Below are 15,111 nucleotides of genomic sequence, written 5' to 3'. Positions count from 1 at the left end.
CAATGGCGCATTGCCCGGCATGTGACAGTTCCAACGTTCAACGGCTCTCCATGGTGCATGCCTCCGGCATTTCAGGCACATCGACCCATATGTCGGGCAGGATCGATGGTGATTTCATCCACGGCCATGCGCATACGCGCAGCCAGACCTTGTTGTCGCGCCAGGCCGCCAGGCCGGCGATGCAGGCCGGCCAGAAGGTAGGGCTGATCGTGTTGGGCGTGATCGCTTTTGTCATCGCCGCCGTCGTCTTTTACCAGGCTGGCGCGAATGGCCTGTTCTGGATCTTCGTGGCAGGGGGTGTCGTCTCCATCGCCTGGTCACAAACGGCCTTCATCGCCAATTGGGACAAGGATGCCGCCGCCTTGCAGGCAAAATATGCGCGTACCTTCATGTGCCATGCTTGCGGCCACCGCTTCATTCCGGTATTGAAACAGCCATGAAGACCCGCTCCGTCTGCTGTTTATTGTGTTGAGTGCGCGTAATCCGACACCGTGGCTGATGCATCAAGGCCGGCCCTCTCGTCATGAAAGGGCCGGCTTTTTTCATGGCTGATGTTCAGCGCCGCATGAACGTGCTTCAAGCCCTGACTGCAGGTACTTGAGGCATAATTGCCCCTTGTTGAATTTAATCCGTCAATGGCCGGCATGGCCGTTGGCGCAGGAGCCTGTCATGTCAGTGAGTACCCGGGACGCCCTTTTGAAGAGCGCAGAGATCCACCTGCGTACGAAAGGCTATGCTGCTTTCAGTTATGCCGATTTGTCGGAAGAGATAGGCATACGCAAGGCCAGCATCCACCATCATTTTCCCACCAAGGAAAACCTTGGCATGGCATTGATCACGCAATATATCGAGGTGTTTACAGAGAAGCTGCAAGCCATCGATGCGGCGCACGCCGATCCGGTCGAACGCCTGCGCGAGTTCGCCGGGCTGTTCCTGGCCAGCGCCAACGATCATTTGCTGCCGCTGTGCGGCGCGCTCGCGGCCGAAATGGCGGCGCTGCCCGAATCGCTGCAAGCCCTGGGCCGGCGCCTGATGGCGCAGCAGTTGGAGTGGATGGAAAAAAACATCGTTCAGGCGGCGCAACTGCATGGCTGGACCTTGCAGAAACCTGCCAGGGATTACGCCTTCATGCTGCTCAGTACCCTCGAAGGCGCCAGCTTTATCGGCTGGGCCCTGGGGCCATCGATCGATCCGCTGGCGGCATTTCACCATCTGCTTGACAGCCTGGCGTAATGCTGGCCGGTTGGCTCAGGCAAACAAGGTCGGTTTGCTCACCATCAGCGCGCTGATGGCCAAAAACACGGTCACCTTGACAAGCAGCCAAGCCTTCAGCGTGGCGTTTGACAATGTCGTGTCACTTTCTATCTTCTGTTCCTCCCGGTCGGCCCAGAAATGATCGATGGCCTGCGTGCCGATGAACAGCGCCAGTGACAGGCGCATCCAGCCTGTCTGCAGCCAGGCCCATTGCTGCTGGTACAACAGGACCAGCCCGCCAATCAACAAAACCCATCCCGCAATGCCGATCTGCTGATGCAGCATATGTAGCGTGGCGCGGCCGGCATCGTTGCGCAGCAGGTGCAGCAGGCGCGGCGCCAGCATCAAGGGGCCGACAAAGGCGATGGCCGCGGCAACGTGCAGTATCAACAGCAATTGGTAGGTATTCATGGTGCTCTCATGATGGTGGGAACGCCTGTCCCGGAAGCGTTTAGAATACGGACAAGCCCCCACATTGACTACTCGCATTCATGGCCAACACCGTAGCCCACGCAGAACCGCGCAAGCGCCCGACGCAAGCCAGGTCAAGGGCGGCCGTCTCGGCCATGCTGGAAGCGGCGGCTCGCATTATCGAGACCCGCGGCTGGGCCGCGCTGACCACCAACCATGTGGCTGAGCGCTCCGGTTTCAGCATTGGCTCCCTGTATCAGTACTTCCCGTCAAAAGAGGTGCTGCTGGCCGAACTGTTGCGACGGGAGCGCGCCCTGCTGATGCATGATATCCGGCAAGCAAGCGAGTCAAAGGTCGACCTGGCGTTGGCGCTCGAGCAGTGCATCGTCGCGGGTCTGCGGCACCAGTTCGGCCGTCCCGTGCTGGCGCTGGCGCTGGAATATGTACAATCATCGCTGCCCATGCAGGAGGAAGATGATGTGCTGCGGCAGACCCTGTGCGGCCAGATGGCGGCCATGCTGGCGCGCCATGGCGTGCTTGCCCCCGAGACTGCCGCCGCAGACATGGTCGCGCTGTGCCGCGGCATGATTGATGCCGCGGCACGGCGCGGCGAAACCGATACGGCGGCCCTGTTGCCGCGCTTGCGCCGCGCCGTGCATGGCTATCTCGGCGCATCACGGACGGAAGCCGCACGCGCCGGCTGAGCGATGGCGCGCCTCAGAGGGTGCAGCCGTCCAGGCCACAGACCTGCCCGGCTGATGCCGCCAGCTCCGCCTGGGACCGGGCATGCATTTGTTCCAGCGCGTGCTGGAATACCTCTTGCGGCTGTGCGCCAGAAATGTGCGCGCCATTGCCAAAGACGAACAGCGGCACGCCGGAAGCGATGCGCGAGGCTTTGTACTCATCGTCCTGCACCTGTTGACGCAATTGCGGTGTCGACCATGCTCGCTGCACCACATCAGCAGGGACCCCCGCTTGCGCTGCGAGCAGGGCGAGGGAGCCGCGGTCGAACAGCGACTTACCGTGCGAAACACTTTGTTCGTAGAGGACTTCGACCAGGTGTTTTTGCAATGCCTCGTCGTCAACTGCCTTGACGAGCATGTGCGCGTCCATGGTGTCGCCAAACAGCATGGTGTCGAATTGATAGTCCAGGCCTTCCGCAGCCCCATGCGACTGCACCGAGTACATCATTCCCTCGGCGGCCATCGGATCACGAAACTTTTTCAACAAGACTACCTTGAACGGTTCGGCTTGATGGTTTGGCGCAATGCGGTAAGCGCGCAAGTTGACCTGCACGGCGTCCCTGTGTTCGAAAGCGGCAAGGGCTTTGTCAAAGCGGCGCTTGGCAATCCAGCACCAGGGGCAGACGAAATCGGACCAGATATCGACGACGAGCGTTTTTGTATTGCTGTTCATGGTTTTTCCTTGAATGGCCGGCCTGGCATGCGTATTGCCAGGCCGGCTGACGCGGCTGTATCAAGCCTTGTCGAACGCGTCCAGCACGTGGGTGCTGTACACAACTGCGGCGCCGGCATTGAGGTTGATCGCCACGCCGAGCGCTTCGGCAATTTCTTCAACGGTCACGCCGAGTTTCTTGGCGGCGGCAGCGTGGAAGGCGATACAGCCGTCGCAGCGCGTGGTGACGGCCACGGCCAGCGAGATCAGTTCCCGCGTCTTCGCGTCGAGATGGTTGGTCTTGTCGCCGGCGCCGCCCAGTGCGGCAATGCCTTTCATGGTGTCGGGCGTCAGTGCGTTAAGTTGCATCGCACGTGTGTTGATGTCTTGCCGAGCTTGTTTCCAGTCTTCCATGATTTCCTCACTATGTATGCGCTTGCGCGCGGGTTGGTGGTTCGGCGATTCCCGGGATGGGAATCAGGCCTCGATCATTTCCAGCTTGGGCAGCATGCGGATGGCCTTTGAGAAATTGGCCAGGTTGACCGAGGTTTTGGTCACGGCCTGGTGTAGCGCCTCGACGCGCTCGCGCGAGGCATCCGTATGCAGTCGCACCACGTAGCTGACTTCGTCGTAGCCGGGATTGATGTTCTCGTCCAGGCCGAGGAAGCCGCGCAGGTCCAGCTTGCCGTCCGTTTCGATCTCCAGGCTGTGCACGGTGATGCCCATGGCTGCCGCATTGGCGGCGTAACCCACTGAGAGGCAGGCGTTGAGGGCGGCCATCAGCAACTCTTGCGGATTCGGCGCCGTGTTTTGACCCAGCAATTCATGCGGTTCATCGGAGGCGATCTCGAAATGGCGCGCATGCTTTTCACCGCCCAGGATATAGTGGCTGACGGTGGCCACGCTGCGCGTCTGGTGTTGCCATTTGGTCTTGACGTTGAAGCGCGCCTCGCCCTTGTCTGGATGGTCTGCCACGCCCTGGGCAAATTGTTGCAGGCCTGCTACGTCAATACCATTGAGCACGTTGGCGCCGGTCGCTGCGCCATAGGCTGGATAGTCGGTGTAGCCCTGGGACAGGGGGCCGCTGGCACCGTAATAGGTCGAGCGGTCGCTGTCGGCCAGCGGCCAGTTGTTCTGCATGCGGTCCACCAGATCCGGGTTGGAAATGAACGGCATGCCGAAGGCGATCAGGTCGAGGTCGCCTTTTTTCAGCTCGCTGCGCGCCAGTTCCTGCGTGAAGCCGCCCGCGCCGATCAGGGTGCCGCGGTAAGCCTGGCGGAATTGCGCGCCAAAGCCGGGCGGCACTTCCGCCGCCGTGATGGTCGGCTGGTAGTTCAGGTGCACATAGGCCAGCTTTCTGGTATCGAGTGCCTGCGCGACGCTGGTCCACACCTGCGCTTCGTCGGCATAGGCGCGCATGTCGTACAGGCGGCCGAACGGCGAAACGCGCACGCCGACTTTGCTGCTGCCGATGGCGGCCGACAGGGCGTCTATCGTTTCCAGCAAAAAGCGTTGGCGGTTGGCGATGCTGCCGCCGTACTGGTCGGTGCGCGTATTGACGGCGCTGCTGAGGAACTGGTCGAACAGGAAACCGTTGGCCGCCATGATTTCGACGCCATCGAAGCCCGCAGCCATGGCCACCTGTGCGGCATGCACGAAGTCGGCGGTCACACGCGCGATCTCGTCGACGGTCAGCGCGCGCGGCACGCTGGGCAGCACCGGTCCGGCCTTGCCCGGTTCGATCCAGGCGTAGACGGTGGTGTTTTCCGCCGCCACGGTACTGGGGCCGACGGGCGCCACGTTGCCAGGCTGGATAGACACATGCGACATGCGGCCCACGTGCCACAGCTGGGCGAAGATCTTGCCGCCCTTGGCATGTACGGCATCGGTCACCTGACGCCAGCCCTGGCCCTGGATTTCGCTATGGATGCCTGGCGTGTACAAATAGCCGCGGCCTTCCTCGGAGACCGGCAAGCCTTCGGTGACGATCAGGCCGGCCGAGGCGCGTTGGGTGTAATACAGCGCGGTGAGCGCGTCGGGATTATTTTCGAGCGTGCGCGTGCGCGTCATCGGCGCCATGACGACGCGGTTGGCCAGGGAAATGCCGGGCAGGTCATAGGGAGTGAACAGTTGATGCATGGGGTGCCTCGCAAAGGGTCGAATGCGCCGTGGCGCGGAAAGATTGCCGGGTGAAATACCGGGTTTGAAATAAGTCTACCATCTAGTAGGTAGGCAAGTCAACCGATGGTATTAGCAACAAAATCGCTATGATGCTGCTTTGTACGAGACGAGACGGATGATTTCCATGAAGAACCGCCTGATGGCTGGCCTGGGCGCGCATGCGCTGGGCTGCCTGCTGTTTATTGTGTTGAGCTGGCTGGGATTTTTCCTGTACACGCAGCTGTTTGGCAGCCTCGGCTCGCGCGGCGTGGCTGGCGGCCTGGCCTTGCTGCTGGTGTTTTATGTGTATGCGGGCACGAATCTGCTGCTGGCGCTGCTGCCGCCCGGCAAGGTAAAACCGCTGCTGTGCGCCTTGCTGGGTGCGGCGGTGCTCGCGTATCTGCTGCCCCAGCATCCACTGCGGGCCATCTATTTCAGCGTGCTGTCGGGCGGCTTGAGCTGGCTGGCCGTGCTGGCCAGCGTGCGCTTAATCAGATTCATGCGCGGCTGACAGGCCCGTGAGAAAGGCGGCGACCGCGCCGGCGGCCGCTTCCGGCGCCGCTTGCAGCAGCATGTGCGGCGCGGCGATATCGACCAGCTGCGTGCCTGGCGCCAGGCGCAGTATCTGCAGGGCGTTTGCCGGCGGCACCAGGCGGTCGTGGCGGGCGCGCAAATACAGCACGGGCAGGCTGCCGCGCGCGAAGCTGGGCGAGGCGTCCTTTTCCAGTATTTCCAGCACGGCGCGCAGGCGCTGGCGCAGCACGCCGGGCGGCACTTGCGCCAGCGCCGCCGCCAGTTCCGCCTGCAGTGGCGGCGTCGCATACGGCGCCAGCAGCGCCTGGCGCAGGGCGAAGCCGGGCAGGGCGCCAAAGGGAACGAATTCCAGCAGGTGGCGCAGCGGCGCCAGCATCGGGCGCGGATTGCGCACGAATGAACAGCACAGGACCAGGGCGCGCATGCCGGGCGGTGGATCAGCGCGCAAAGCTGCCCCCAGCGGCCCCGAAAACGATTCGGCCAGCAGCACGAAAGGGCGGCCCTGCTGCAAGCGCTCGCGCACGAACGCTTCCAGCGCCGCATAGTCGAGTGGCGCGACCGGATAGGCGATGGCCTGGGTGTCGATGGGGGTTTGCGCGCGCAAGGCGGCGTCAAAACGGTGGAATAGCCGGGCCGTGCCATCCATGCCAGGCAGTAGGACAAGCAGGGGAGAGGCGTGGGCTGGTGTCGTCATTGCGGCCATCATAACAGCCGCGCCGGCACGCATGCCGTCCGCCGGCCGCACCGCATGGGTGCTGGCGCCATGCTAGAATCGGCGGCGCGTCATGCGTGGCCGGAATCGCGGCCAATTCCCGACAGACAGAATCATGCATATCATTTTTTCGAATTACCGCACCCTGGGCGGCGTCTTGCTGGCAGCCGCTTGCGTCCTTTCTCAGCCCGCCGGCGCCACGGCGGCACCCTCGGCGCCGGCCGCCAAAAGCCTGTCTTCCCTGCTGACCGGCGGCCCCTTGCCGCGCCTGAGCGAAGCCCCGCAAGTGCGCGCGGCCCTGTTCGATTTCTTCGGTTACGCGCGCGGCAGCTATACGGAAGACGATGAACTGCTGCTGGCGCAGGCGCTTGAAGCGATCAGCGAAAAGCGCGACGCCACGCGCGCCGTGCTGGCCGATGGCCGCCAGTTGCTGGCGTCGATGAATGACCGCAAGCAGGGCCGGGAACGGGGCGCCATGCTGCTCGACAAGCGCGGTGCCATCATCGCATTTGGCCTGGTCAACGGGCATTGCCACCAGGAAGGCCAGCCGCTGGCGAAAGTCTGCAATCCTGATCCGAACGCGGTGCTGACGGTGTTCCACCGCAAGGGCATGCTGGTCGGCGAAGCGGCGCCCTTGCTGGCCTGGGCCCGGCAATTGCCGCCCATGCTGGCGCTGATCGCGGGCGACAAGGAAGCGGGCGCCGATGGGCAGAAGATCGCCAGTGTCGAGTATGTGCTGGCGCAGCCGGCCTTGCCGGGCTGGAACCGCACCCAGCTGCCGCCCGCCTATCCACCGGCGCTCTTGCCGCTGCTGCTCGATAAATCCACGGTGCTGACGTCGGCCGGCGCCGGCGTGTTTGCCTATCCGCTCACGCTCAAGGGCAAGAAACAGAATAATGTGCTGGACCATGCCGAAGGCCGCCCGCCGCGCGACCTGGAAGTGGCGCTGCGCAGCTACGCCAGTTTCGATGCGGTGGTGGAGCGCTATCGCCAGCTGGCCAAGGGCGCCCGGCTGCAGCGCAACGAGCGCACGGCCTACCTCGATGGCGACATGGGACAGGGCAGCTACCGCGTCTACATCCGCAACACGGGCGTCGACGGCGTGATGATCGACGTGGCGCTATGGCAGCGCAAGCTGGCGACCAGCCGCTGATTTTAGCAAGGGCGCGCCGCTTCGTAGCCCAGTTGCACCAGCTGCGCGGCGATAGCGTCGTCGCGTGTTTTCCTGCCGGTGCGCAGGCGCGCATGCGTGAGGGACGCGGGCAAGCCATGCGCCAGCAGCGCGTCGATGTCGAGCATGGTCTCGGATGCCGACAACTGGCGCAGGGCGGGCAGAGCGGCGAGGCCGGGCAGGCTGTCGAGCGTCTTGCAGGTGTGCAGGTTCAGGCGTTCGAGCACGGGATTGGGCCCCAGCGCGATCTGCCGCAGCTTGATCTGGTCTTCCACCCATAGCGCCTGCAACAGGGGGAAACGGCCGATATCACCCAGCGTTTCCAGGCCGCGCACGCGTATCACTTCCAGTTTCCTCAACAGCGACGCCTCGATATGCGCGAGCGATTCGCGGCCACCCAGCTGCAACAGCAGCCTGTCCAGGCGGGCCATCTCCGATATGAAATCCAGCGGCACCTTGTTCTTGATGCGGTACAGCGACAGATCGTGCAGCGCCGGCAGGCCGGCCAGGGTGTCGATGTGCTGGTTGTGGCCCTCGATGACCAGGCTGGCCAGGTGCGCGTAGTGGCGCAGGGGCGCCAGGTCGATATTGTTCCTGGCCGACTCGCCCAGGTTCAGGTATTCGAGGCCGCGCAAATTGTCCAGCTGCAGGATGTCGCCTTGCGCCAGCTCGTACACGCCCAGGCTCAGGCGCTTCAGGCGCGTCAGTTCGCCCAGTGCCTCCAGATGGATGGCTTGCCGGTGGAAATTGATGGACAGGCTGGCCACATGCGGCAGCGCGCGCAGGATGCTGGCATCGAACACCTTCGGGTCATAGCCGTAGATGCGGATAGTCAGTTCCGGCCCGCAGGTGGCGGCCAGGGCGTCGAGGTCCGCCAGCAGCGGCCCCGGCTTGCCCAGGGTGTCGAACTGCACCAGCACCTGCTTGCCAGAGGCGATGGCGGCGCGGATCGCCCCGGCGTCGATGCGCTCGGGGTTCTGGATGCACTGCGGCTGTCTTGTTTGCATCATTGTCACAGTCCGATAGGGTAGTCCACCTGCCTGGCGGGCGGGCAGCCTTCCGGCCCCGGGAACGTCTGCTTGCCCGTGTCATCGAAGCGCTTGCCGCATTCGACGAGCACGCGTTTGCGGAAGGTGAAAATGCTGGCCACCTTGCCGTTCGGGTGGTAGCAGATATTGTCGCCATCGCGGTCGGCCGAGCCGTAGCTGATCATGCTCTGGCCATTCACCGTGCGCGTGCTGTGGCCGCTGCGCGGCTCCGTGCATTTGAGCTGGCCGCTTTCGTAATAGGCGTTGACGACGGAAGTGTCGGCGGCGCGGTCGACCAGCAGTTCGTCCTTGCGCTTGCCGTTCGGGTAGTTCGAATAACCTTCCTGGCGCTGGCCGTACTGGAAGGCGTAGTAATACTGCGGCTTGCCGTCCGGGTAGTACATGTGGTGGTATTCGCACACGTCGTCGCGCGTGCTGCCGTACTCCTTGAAGGTGCAGCGGTGGATGTCGTTGAGCAGCTGGCCGTCTTCATAGTATTCGCGCAGGTGCGTGAGCAGGCGTCCCTGGTCGATGACGGCCAGGCGTTCCGGCTTGCCGTTCGGGTAGTAGCGTGCGTCGAGGCCCTGTTTCTTGCCGTTGTCCCACAGCGTATCGAGGCGCAGGATCTTGCCGCTGTCGTCGAACGCCTGTTCACGCCCGTCCAGCTGGCCGTTGCGATAGGTGGCCGTGTAGACCACGTATTCCTTGCCTGCCGCGCCAAGGTAGCGCGTGCGCGCGCCATCGAGCACGCCCGCCTGGTAGTGGTCGCGCACGCGCAGCGCGCCTTGCGCATCCGTGTCGAGGGCCTCGCCCTGTTTTTTGCCTTTCACAAAAGTGACGCTTTGCGTGACCTTGTCCTTGAGCTTGAGCTTCCACGGCCCGTCGCGCAAGCCGTCGATAAAGCTGCCGTCGCCGTCTTCCGTGATCCACGCGCCATGACGCGCGCCGTTGACGTAGTTGCCGCGCGTTTGCAGCTTGCCGCCCATGCGGCGTTCGTGCGGGCCGTTCAGCTGGCCGTCCGCATAGGTGTCGAAACCCGTCACTTCTTCTTCATCGGCATAGTTGACGACCGTCCAGCGGCCTTCGCGCTTGCCGGCCCGGTAGACGCCACTTTCGCTCTGTTTGGGATAGTCGAAGTGCCAGACTCCCTCGCGCATGCCGTTGATGAAGTGACCTTTTTCGCTGCCTTCGTGCATGCCCTCGCGCACCCACAGGCCCTGGCGCTTGCCCTTGGCGTACTGGCCCCGCTCGACGACCGAGCCGTCGTCCCAGGCCAGGCTGTAGAGGACGGACGGGCCATCTTCGCTGCCAGTGAATTGCTGCGGCGCCGTCTCCCACGTCACTTGCCACAGGCGGTAATTGGGCAGGATGCCGGCGCCCGCATCGCTGTACAGGGTGTAGCTGGCGGTGAGAAAACGGTCGCCTTTTTTCTGAAAGGTTTTCTTGTAGGTGATGGCGTCCTTGCCGCCTGCTGCCACGGGCTTGCCGTCATCGCTGTAGTAGCCGACGATGGCGCCTTGCGTATGGTCGATGGCGTCGAAGTCCGCATTGCCGCTCTTGCCCCGCGCGACGCTGTAATCCATCGGTGCCAGTTTCGCCAGCGCGGCCTTGACTTGCCCCGCGTTTGGGGCGGCGCTTTGCGCCACGATGCGGTTCAGTGCCGGCTGCAAGCCGTCCAGGCGCCGGTACTTGCCGGAGCCGCGATGGTAGCGGTAGGCGCGCAGACCGTTTTTGTCACCCTGGCGGAACAGCACCAGCATGGTTTGCACGCTGGTGTCTGATTCCTTGTCCAGCGCGGCGTAGAAGACGGATCGGATGACGGCGTTGCCGAACTGGTCGAGCAGCATAGGTTTCGAGCTGCTGCTCTTGCATTCGCAGTAGTAGCCGTTGACGCCCTCTTTTTCCTTGAGGAAGGCGACATCCAGGCCGCTATCCTGCGAGGCGCTGATGGCGGGGTGGGCGAGGCTCTTGCCTTCGTAGAAGGGCGCGCCGTGGGCGAGGGCGGAGCAAAGCAGCAAGGGCAGTAGCAGACGTTTCATCGTGGGGCTGGCGCCGGGGCGCCACTATGGAAAGGCCACGATTCTGCCTGCGTTCTTCCTTGTGGGCAAATGCGCGCGCGCGTATCGTGTGCGGTGCGCGCCCCGGTTCAGGGCTGGTGCGCGGCGCAAAAATCCAGCAGCAGCTGTTCGCCGTCCGGCCAAGGGCCGTAGCCGGCATCGCCGTTGATATGGCCGGCGTCGCCGATCATGGTGAAATCGCTGCCCCAGGCGGCGGCAAACGCGCGTGCCCGCGCGAAGCTGACGTAGGGATCATCGCCGCTGGCCACCACCAGGCTGGGAAACGGCAAGGCTTCCAGCGGCATCGGTGCAAAGCCCGTCGTGCCGGCGGGATAGGAGGGCGCTTCCACATCGCTGGGGGCGACGAGGAAGGCGCCGGCGATCTTGTGCGGCGAGCCGCTGGCCGCCCAATGGGCGACGAGGGCGCAGGCCAGGCTGTGCGCCGCCAGCACGGGCGGGCGCTCGCAGGCGGCGATGGCGCGGTCGAGCTCCACTACCCACTCGTCCTTGTCCGGCGTCTGCCATTCCCCATGCGGCACGCGCGACCACTGCGGGTGGCGCGCTTCCCAATGGGTTTGCCAGTGCTGCGGCCCGGAATTCCACAGGCCGGCCAGGGTCAGGACGAGAGGCGACATCGATGCTCCTTAAAGTTCAGTGCGTAGGGCGAATAGCTCCGGGAACAATACCACGTCGAGCATCTTGCGCAAATAGCTCACGCCCGCCGTACCTCCGGTACCCGTCTTGAAGCCGATGATGCGCTCCACCGTCGTCACATGGCGGAAGCGCCAGAAGCGGAAGGCCGTTTCCAGGTCCACCAGCTTTTCGGCCAGCTCGTACAAGGCCCAGTGTTTCGACGGGTCGCGGTAGACTTCCAGCCATGCCGCCTTGACCGAGGCGTCGGCGCTGGTCGGCAGGGTCCAGTCGGCGTTCAGGCGCTCGGCAGAGATGGGCAAGCCGCTGCGCGCCAGCAGCTTGATGGCTTCATCGTAGACGGACGGCGTACGCAGGGCGGCGTCGAGCACCTTGTAGGTTTCTGGCGCCGTCGTATGCACGTTGAGCAGGGCGGCGTTCTTGTTCCCCAGGATGAATTCGATCTCGCGGTACTGGAAGGACTGGAAGCCGGACGAGGCGCCCAGGTAGGGACGGATGGCCGTGTATTCGGGCGGCGTCATGGTGGCCAGCACGTCCCAGGCATGCACCAGCTGGTCCATGATGCGCGCCACGCGGGCCAGCATTTTAAAGGCGGGCGCCAGGTCGCCGCTTTGCAGGTTGGCGCGCACGGCGTGCATCTCGTGCAGCATCAGCTTCATCCACAATTCGCTGGTCTGGTGCTGCACGATGAACAGCATTTCGTTGTGGTTCGGCGACAGCGGATGCTGGGCCGTCAGGATGCGGTCCAGCGCCAGGTAGTTGCCATAGCTCATAGATTCGCTGAAATCCATCTGTGCGCCATGCCACTGCGCATCCTGGCCGCCGGCATGCATGGGGCAGCCGCTGGTGTTTTCCTTGTTCATATTCTTTTCGTCGCTCATGGGATGGTTCAGGTGACCGCATCGCGCTTGGCGGCGATGTCGTAGGCTTGGGTGTCGAGGATGTCGCGCAGGATTTCCACGGCATCCCACACGTCGGAAAAACTCGTGTACAGGGGCGTGAAGCCGAAGCGCATGATGGCCGGTTCGCGGTAGTCGCCGATCACGCCGCGCGCGATCAGCGCCTGCATCACGGCATAGCCGTGCGGGTGCGTGAAACTGACCTGGCTGCCGCGCCGCGCATGCTCGCGCGGCGTGACGAGGCCCAGCGGGTGGCTGGCGCAGCGCTGTTCCACCAGCGCGATGAACAAATCGGTCAGGGCCAGCGACTTGCGGCGGATGGCTTCCATGCTTGTTTGCGCAAAGATCTCCAGGCCGCACTCGACCAGGGCCAGCGAGACGATGGGCTGCGTGCCGCACAGGGCGCGGGCGATGCCATCGGCGGGCGCGAAGCCCGGGTCCATGGCGAACGGGGTGGCGTGCCCCCACCAGCCGGACAAAGGCTGGCGGAAGCGCGCCTGGTGTTTTTGCGGCACCCAGATGAAGGCGGGCGAGCCGGGACCGCCATTCAGGTATTTATAGGTGCAGCCGACGGCCAGGTCGGCGCCTGCGCCGTTCAGGTCCAGCGGCACGGCGCCGGCCGAATGGGCCAGGTCCCACAACGCCAGCGCGCCCTGTGCGTGGCAATGGCTGCTGATGGCGGCCATGTCGTGCTGGTAGCCGGTGCGGTAGTTCACGTGCGTGAGCATGGCGACGGCGCAATCGGTAGCGATGGCTTGCGTCAGATCCTCGGGGCTGTCGACCAGGCGCAGCTGGTAGCCGCGGTCGAGCCAGGCGGCCAGGCCTTGCGCCATGTACAGGTCGGTGGGGAAGTTGCTGCGTTCGCTGACGATGATGCGCCGTGCGGCATGGGCGGGATCGCTGGCCTGCATCTGCAGGGCGGCGGCCAGCGCCTTGAACAGGTTGACGGAGGTGGTGTCGGTGATCACCACTTCGCCCGTGCCGGCGCCCAGCAGCGGGGCCAGGCGGTCGCCCAGGCGCTTGGGCAGGTCGAACCAGCCAGCCGTATTCCAGCTGCGGATCAGGTCCGTGCCCCATTCGGCCGTGATGACGTGCTGGGCGCGGGCCAGGGCCGCTTTCGGCCGTGCGCCCAGGGAATTGCCATCGAGGTAAATTACGCCTTGCGGCAAGTCGAATTGCTGGCGCAGGGGCGCCAGGGGATCATCGAGGTCGCGCGCGCTGCAGTCATGTCGAGAAATCATGGTGGCTTTCATATTGATGCTTGTCGGGATGGCATGATATTGCTTGAGGCTTAAAGTATCGTGCGGAAGTGGCAGTGTAGCAAATCCCCGCCGCAAAGCGCGCATCCCGGCAGGCAAAGGCGGCGAAAAAATGCCGGCTTGTGGGGCGTCAACGAAAAAAATCACGATTTTTAAAAATATTTTCAAAAATCCCTAAAGTTCTGCGATTCGCCGCCGTCAACAAATACATGAACAGCGGGAATCCGTCAGGCAAGCGCCGAAATATTTTTAAATATTTTTAAAAACAAGCCTAAAGTTCCCGTTGAAGCTGCCGTTATCTCAGTAGACAGGCTTGATTCTGATCAAGTTGTTGTAAAAAAGTGATATTTTTTACAGGCCAAAAGTCGGCTAAATCCGGCATAGAGCCAACCTCCCACATCCGCGCCGTTGCTGGCGTGCAACCATGATCGAGCGGTGTTTGTCAGACAAACACCTACGGTCCTGTCCGCCATTTCCCGACCAAAAATACAGCGCTACGCCTCTGTTGCGTTTAATGTTGCTCCTGCAGAATGTATCTCACTGGCAACAAACAACGCCAGCTGAATTCAACGGATTGAGGAGATGGAAATGACTGCTAACGACATGATGGCTGAGATTCGCGACGCTAACCTGAGCTACCTGATGCTGGCCCAGCAAATGATTCGTGCGGACAAGGTTACGGCCATCTTCCGTTTGGGCATAGCCGCCGAAATCGCCGAACTGATCGAAGGCATGAGCAATGCGCAGATCCTGAAGCTCGCTGGCGGCAACATGATGCTGGCCCGCTTTCGTTTCGACGACGGCGCCATCCTGGGCATGCTGACGAACTACAATAAAGACCGCTCGCTGGCCCAGTCGCACGCCGCCATCCTGATGGCCGGCCAGGGCGTCGAAGAAATCGCTTAATTCAGCAACCTTCAGTCAGTATCAGTCAGTAGTGGAGCACACAGCATGGCCAAGAAAAGTGTCGTATCGGAAGCGCAGGAAATCCAGCTGGCCATCGAATTGATACAGCTGGGCGCCCGTTTGCAATTGCTGGAAACGGAAGTCTCGCTGTCGCGCGAACGCCTGCTGAACCTGTACAAGGAATTGAAAGGCGTCTCGCCGCCCAAGGGCATGCTGCCGTTTTCCACCGACTGGTTCATCACCTGGCAACCGAATATCCATTCCTCGCTGTTCATCAATATCCATAAATTCCTCGTCGACCACGCCGGCGCCACCGGCATCGAAGCCGTGATGAAGGCCTATAAACTGTATCTGGAGCAGATGCCGCCCGAAGCGGGCGAAGAGCCGCTGCTGTCGCTGACACGGGCCTGGACCCTGGTGCGCTTTTTCAGCAGCAAGATGCTGGACATGGCACCCTGCGGCAAGTGCGGCGGCAAGTTTGTCGTCAACTGCCTCGACCTGAACGCCGATTATGTGTGCGGCCTGTGCCACATGCCTTCGCGTGCCGGCAAGACCAAGAAGGCGCGCGATGAAGCGGCCGCCGTCGCGGCGCCGAGTGTCGCCGCCTGATACTGCCCGAATAACTGCCCCAATATAGCCTCAGCGAAAACCGGAGCGGTCGCCAGACCGGACTC

General features: G+C 63.0%; 17 protein-coding genes and 1 pseudogene. 7 read left to right on the top strand and 11 right to left on the bottom strand.

Features of this window, described 5'->3' with window-relative positions; all coding sequences use genetic code 11:
* Positions 1-50: 50 nt before the first annotated feature.
* Positions 51-440: a hypothetical protein gene (locus ACQ4WY_RS17640; protein WP_436505125.1), complete on the top strand. Its 390-nt coding sequence runs from the start codon at positions 51-53 to the stop codon at positions 438-440.
* A gap of 229 nt (positions 441-669) precedes the next feature.
* Positions 670-1,233, top strand: a complete 564-nt coding sequence (locus tag ACQ4WY_RS17635) for a TetR/AcrR family transcriptional regulator (protein ID WP_436505124.1) — start codon at positions 670-672, stop codon at positions 1,231-1,233.
* A 15-nt stretch (positions 1,234-1,248) separates the two neighbouring features.
* Here the strand turns inward: ACQ4WY_RS17635 and ACQ4WY_RS17630 are convergent, their stop codons facing one another.
* Positions 1,249-1,665, bottom strand: a complete 417-nt coding sequence (locus tag ACQ4WY_RS17630) for a hypothetical protein (protein WP_436505123.1) — start codon at positions 1,663-1,665, stop codon at positions 1,249-1,251.
* Positions 1,666-1,745: 80 nt separating this feature from the next.
* Between ACQ4WY_RS17630 and ACQ4WY_RS17625 the strand changes: the two genes are divergently transcribed.
* On the top strand, positions 1,746-2,369 hold the full coding sequence (locus ACQ4WY_RS17625; protein ID WP_436505122.1) for a TetR/AcrR family transcriptional regulator: 624 nt from the start codon (positions 1,746-1,748) through the stop codon (positions 2,367-2,369).
* Positions 2,370-2,382: 13 nt separating this feature from the next.
* Here the strand turns inward: ACQ4WY_RS17625 and ACQ4WY_RS17620 are convergent, their stop codons facing one another.
* From ACQ4WY_RS17620 to ACQ4WY_RS17605, 4 genes and pseudogenes are all read right to left on the bottom strand, one after another.
* A complete protein-coding gene (locus ACQ4WY_RS17620) occupies positions 2,383-3,081 on the bottom strand; it encodes a DsbA family oxidoreductase (RefSeq protein WP_436505121.1) in 699 nt (232 codons plus the stop codon).
* Positions 3,082-3,141: 60 nt separating this feature from the next.
* Positions 3,142-3,474 (bottom strand): carboxymuconolactone decarboxylase family protein, encoded by a 333-nt coding sequence (locus ACQ4WY_RS17615; protein WP_121668995.1) that lies wholly within the window; start codon positions 3,472-3,474, stop codon positions 3,142-3,144.
* Positions 3,475-3,537: 63 nt separating this feature from the next.
* Positions 3,538-3,963 carry an OsmC family protein gene (locus ACQ4WY_RS17610; RefSeq protein WP_436505443.1) on the bottom strand — a complete coding sequence of 142 codons (426 nt, stop codon included), beginning with the start codon at positions 3,961-3,963 and terminating at the stop codon, positions 3,538-3,540.
* 141 nt (positions 3,964-4,104) lie between these two features.
* Positions 4,105-5,199, bottom strand: a pseudogene (locus tag ACQ4WY_RS17605) (alkene reductase); the annotation flags it as partial.
* Between the two features lie 166 nt (positions 5,200-5,365).
* Here ACQ4WY_RS17605 and ACQ4WY_RS17600 point away from each other — a divergent pair.
* Positions 5,366-5,731 (top strand): hypothetical protein, encoded by a 366-nt coding sequence (locus tag ACQ4WY_RS17600; RefSeq protein ID WP_436505120.1) that lies wholly within the window; start codon positions 5,366-5,368, stop codon positions 5,729-5,731.
* On the opposite strand, the gene ACQ4WY_RS17595 is transcribed toward ACQ4WY_RS17600, so the two are convergent.
* Positions 5,708-6,448, bottom strand: a complete 741-nt coding sequence (locus ACQ4WY_RS17595; RefSeq protein WP_436505119.1) for an alpha/beta fold hydrolase — start codon at positions 6,446-6,448, stop codon at positions 5,708-5,710. The genes ACQ4WY_RS17600 and ACQ4WY_RS17595 overlap by 24 nt on opposite strands.
* Before the next feature lie 133 nt (positions 6,449-6,581).
* Here ACQ4WY_RS17595 and ACQ4WY_RS17590 point away from each other — a divergent pair, with 133 nt between their 5' ends.
* Positions 6,582-7,619: a hypothetical protein gene (locus ACQ4WY_RS17590; RefSeq protein ID WP_436505118.1), complete on the top strand. Its 1,038-nt coding sequence runs from the start codon at positions 6,582-6,584 to the stop codon at positions 7,617-7,619.
* 2 nt (positions 7,620-7,621) lie between these two features.
* Here ACQ4WY_RS17590 and ACQ4WY_RS17585 read toward each other — a convergent pair whose 3' ends face one another.
* The 5 genes from ACQ4WY_RS17585 to kynU form a co-directional block, all read right to left on the bottom strand.
* The gene (locus ACQ4WY_RS17585) at positions 7,622-8,647 is read right to left on the bottom strand and encodes a leucine-rich repeat domain-containing protein (RefSeq protein WP_436505117.1); all 1,026 of its coding nucleotides are present in this window, start codon (positions 8,645-8,647) and stop codon (positions 7,622-7,624) included.
* A gap of 2 nt (positions 8,648-8,649) precedes the next feature.
* Positions 8,650-10,704 (bottom strand): toxin-antitoxin system YwqK family antitoxin, encoded by a 2,055-nt coding sequence (locus ACQ4WY_RS17580; RefSeq protein WP_436505116.1) that lies wholly within the window; start codon positions 10,702-10,704, stop codon positions 8,650-8,652.
* 107 nt (positions 10,705-10,811) lie between these two features.
* Complete coding sequence (locus ACQ4WY_RS17575) at positions 10,812-11,357, bottom strand: RBBP9/YdeN family alpha/beta hydrolase (RefSeq protein WP_436505115.1); 546 nt, start codon at positions 11,355-11,357, stop codon at positions 10,812-10,814.
* A 9-nt stretch (positions 11,358-11,366) separates the two neighbouring features.
* Positions 11,367-12,254 (bottom strand): tryptophan 2,3-dioxygenase, encoded by an 888-nt coding sequence (gene kynA / locus ACQ4WY_RS17570; RefSeq protein ID WP_353658015.1) that lies wholly within the window; start codon positions 12,252-12,254, stop codon positions 11,367-11,369.
* 8 nt (positions 12,255-12,262) lie between these two features.
* On the bottom strand, positions 12,263-13,513 hold the full coding sequence (gene kynU / locus ACQ4WY_RS17565; protein ID WP_436505114.1) for a kynureninase: 1,251 nt from the start codon (positions 13,511-13,513) through the stop codon (positions 12,263-12,265).
* A gap of 606 nt (positions 13,514-14,119) precedes the next feature.
* On the opposite strand from kynU, the gene flhD reads away from it, so the two are divergent.
* Together flhD and flhC are read left to right on the top strand one after the other, a co-directional pair.
* A complete protein-coding gene (flhD, locus tag ACQ4WY_RS17560) occupies positions 14,120-14,437 on the top strand; it encodes a flagellar transcriptional regulator FlhD (RefSeq protein WP_353658013.1) in 318 nt (105 codons plus the stop codon).
* Between the two features lie 45 nt (positions 14,438-14,482).
* Positions 14,483-15,046 carry a flagellar transcriptional regulator FlhC gene (gene flhC / locus ACQ4WY_RS17555; RefSeq protein ID WP_353658012.1) on the top strand — a complete coding sequence of 188 codons (564 nt, stop codon included), beginning with the start codon at positions 14,483-14,485 and terminating at the stop codon, positions 15,044-15,046.
* The last annotated feature ends 65 nt before the right edge of the window (positions 15,047-15,111 follow it).

It is taken from the genome of Janthinobacterium salmonicoloratum (assembly GCF_051380845.1).
Lineage (GTDB): Bacteria > Pseudomonadota > Gammaproteobacteria > Burkholderiales > Burkholderiaceae_D > Janthinobacterium > Janthinobacterium lividum_F.
This window is presented reverse-complemented; position numbering and strand designations above follow the sequence as displayed.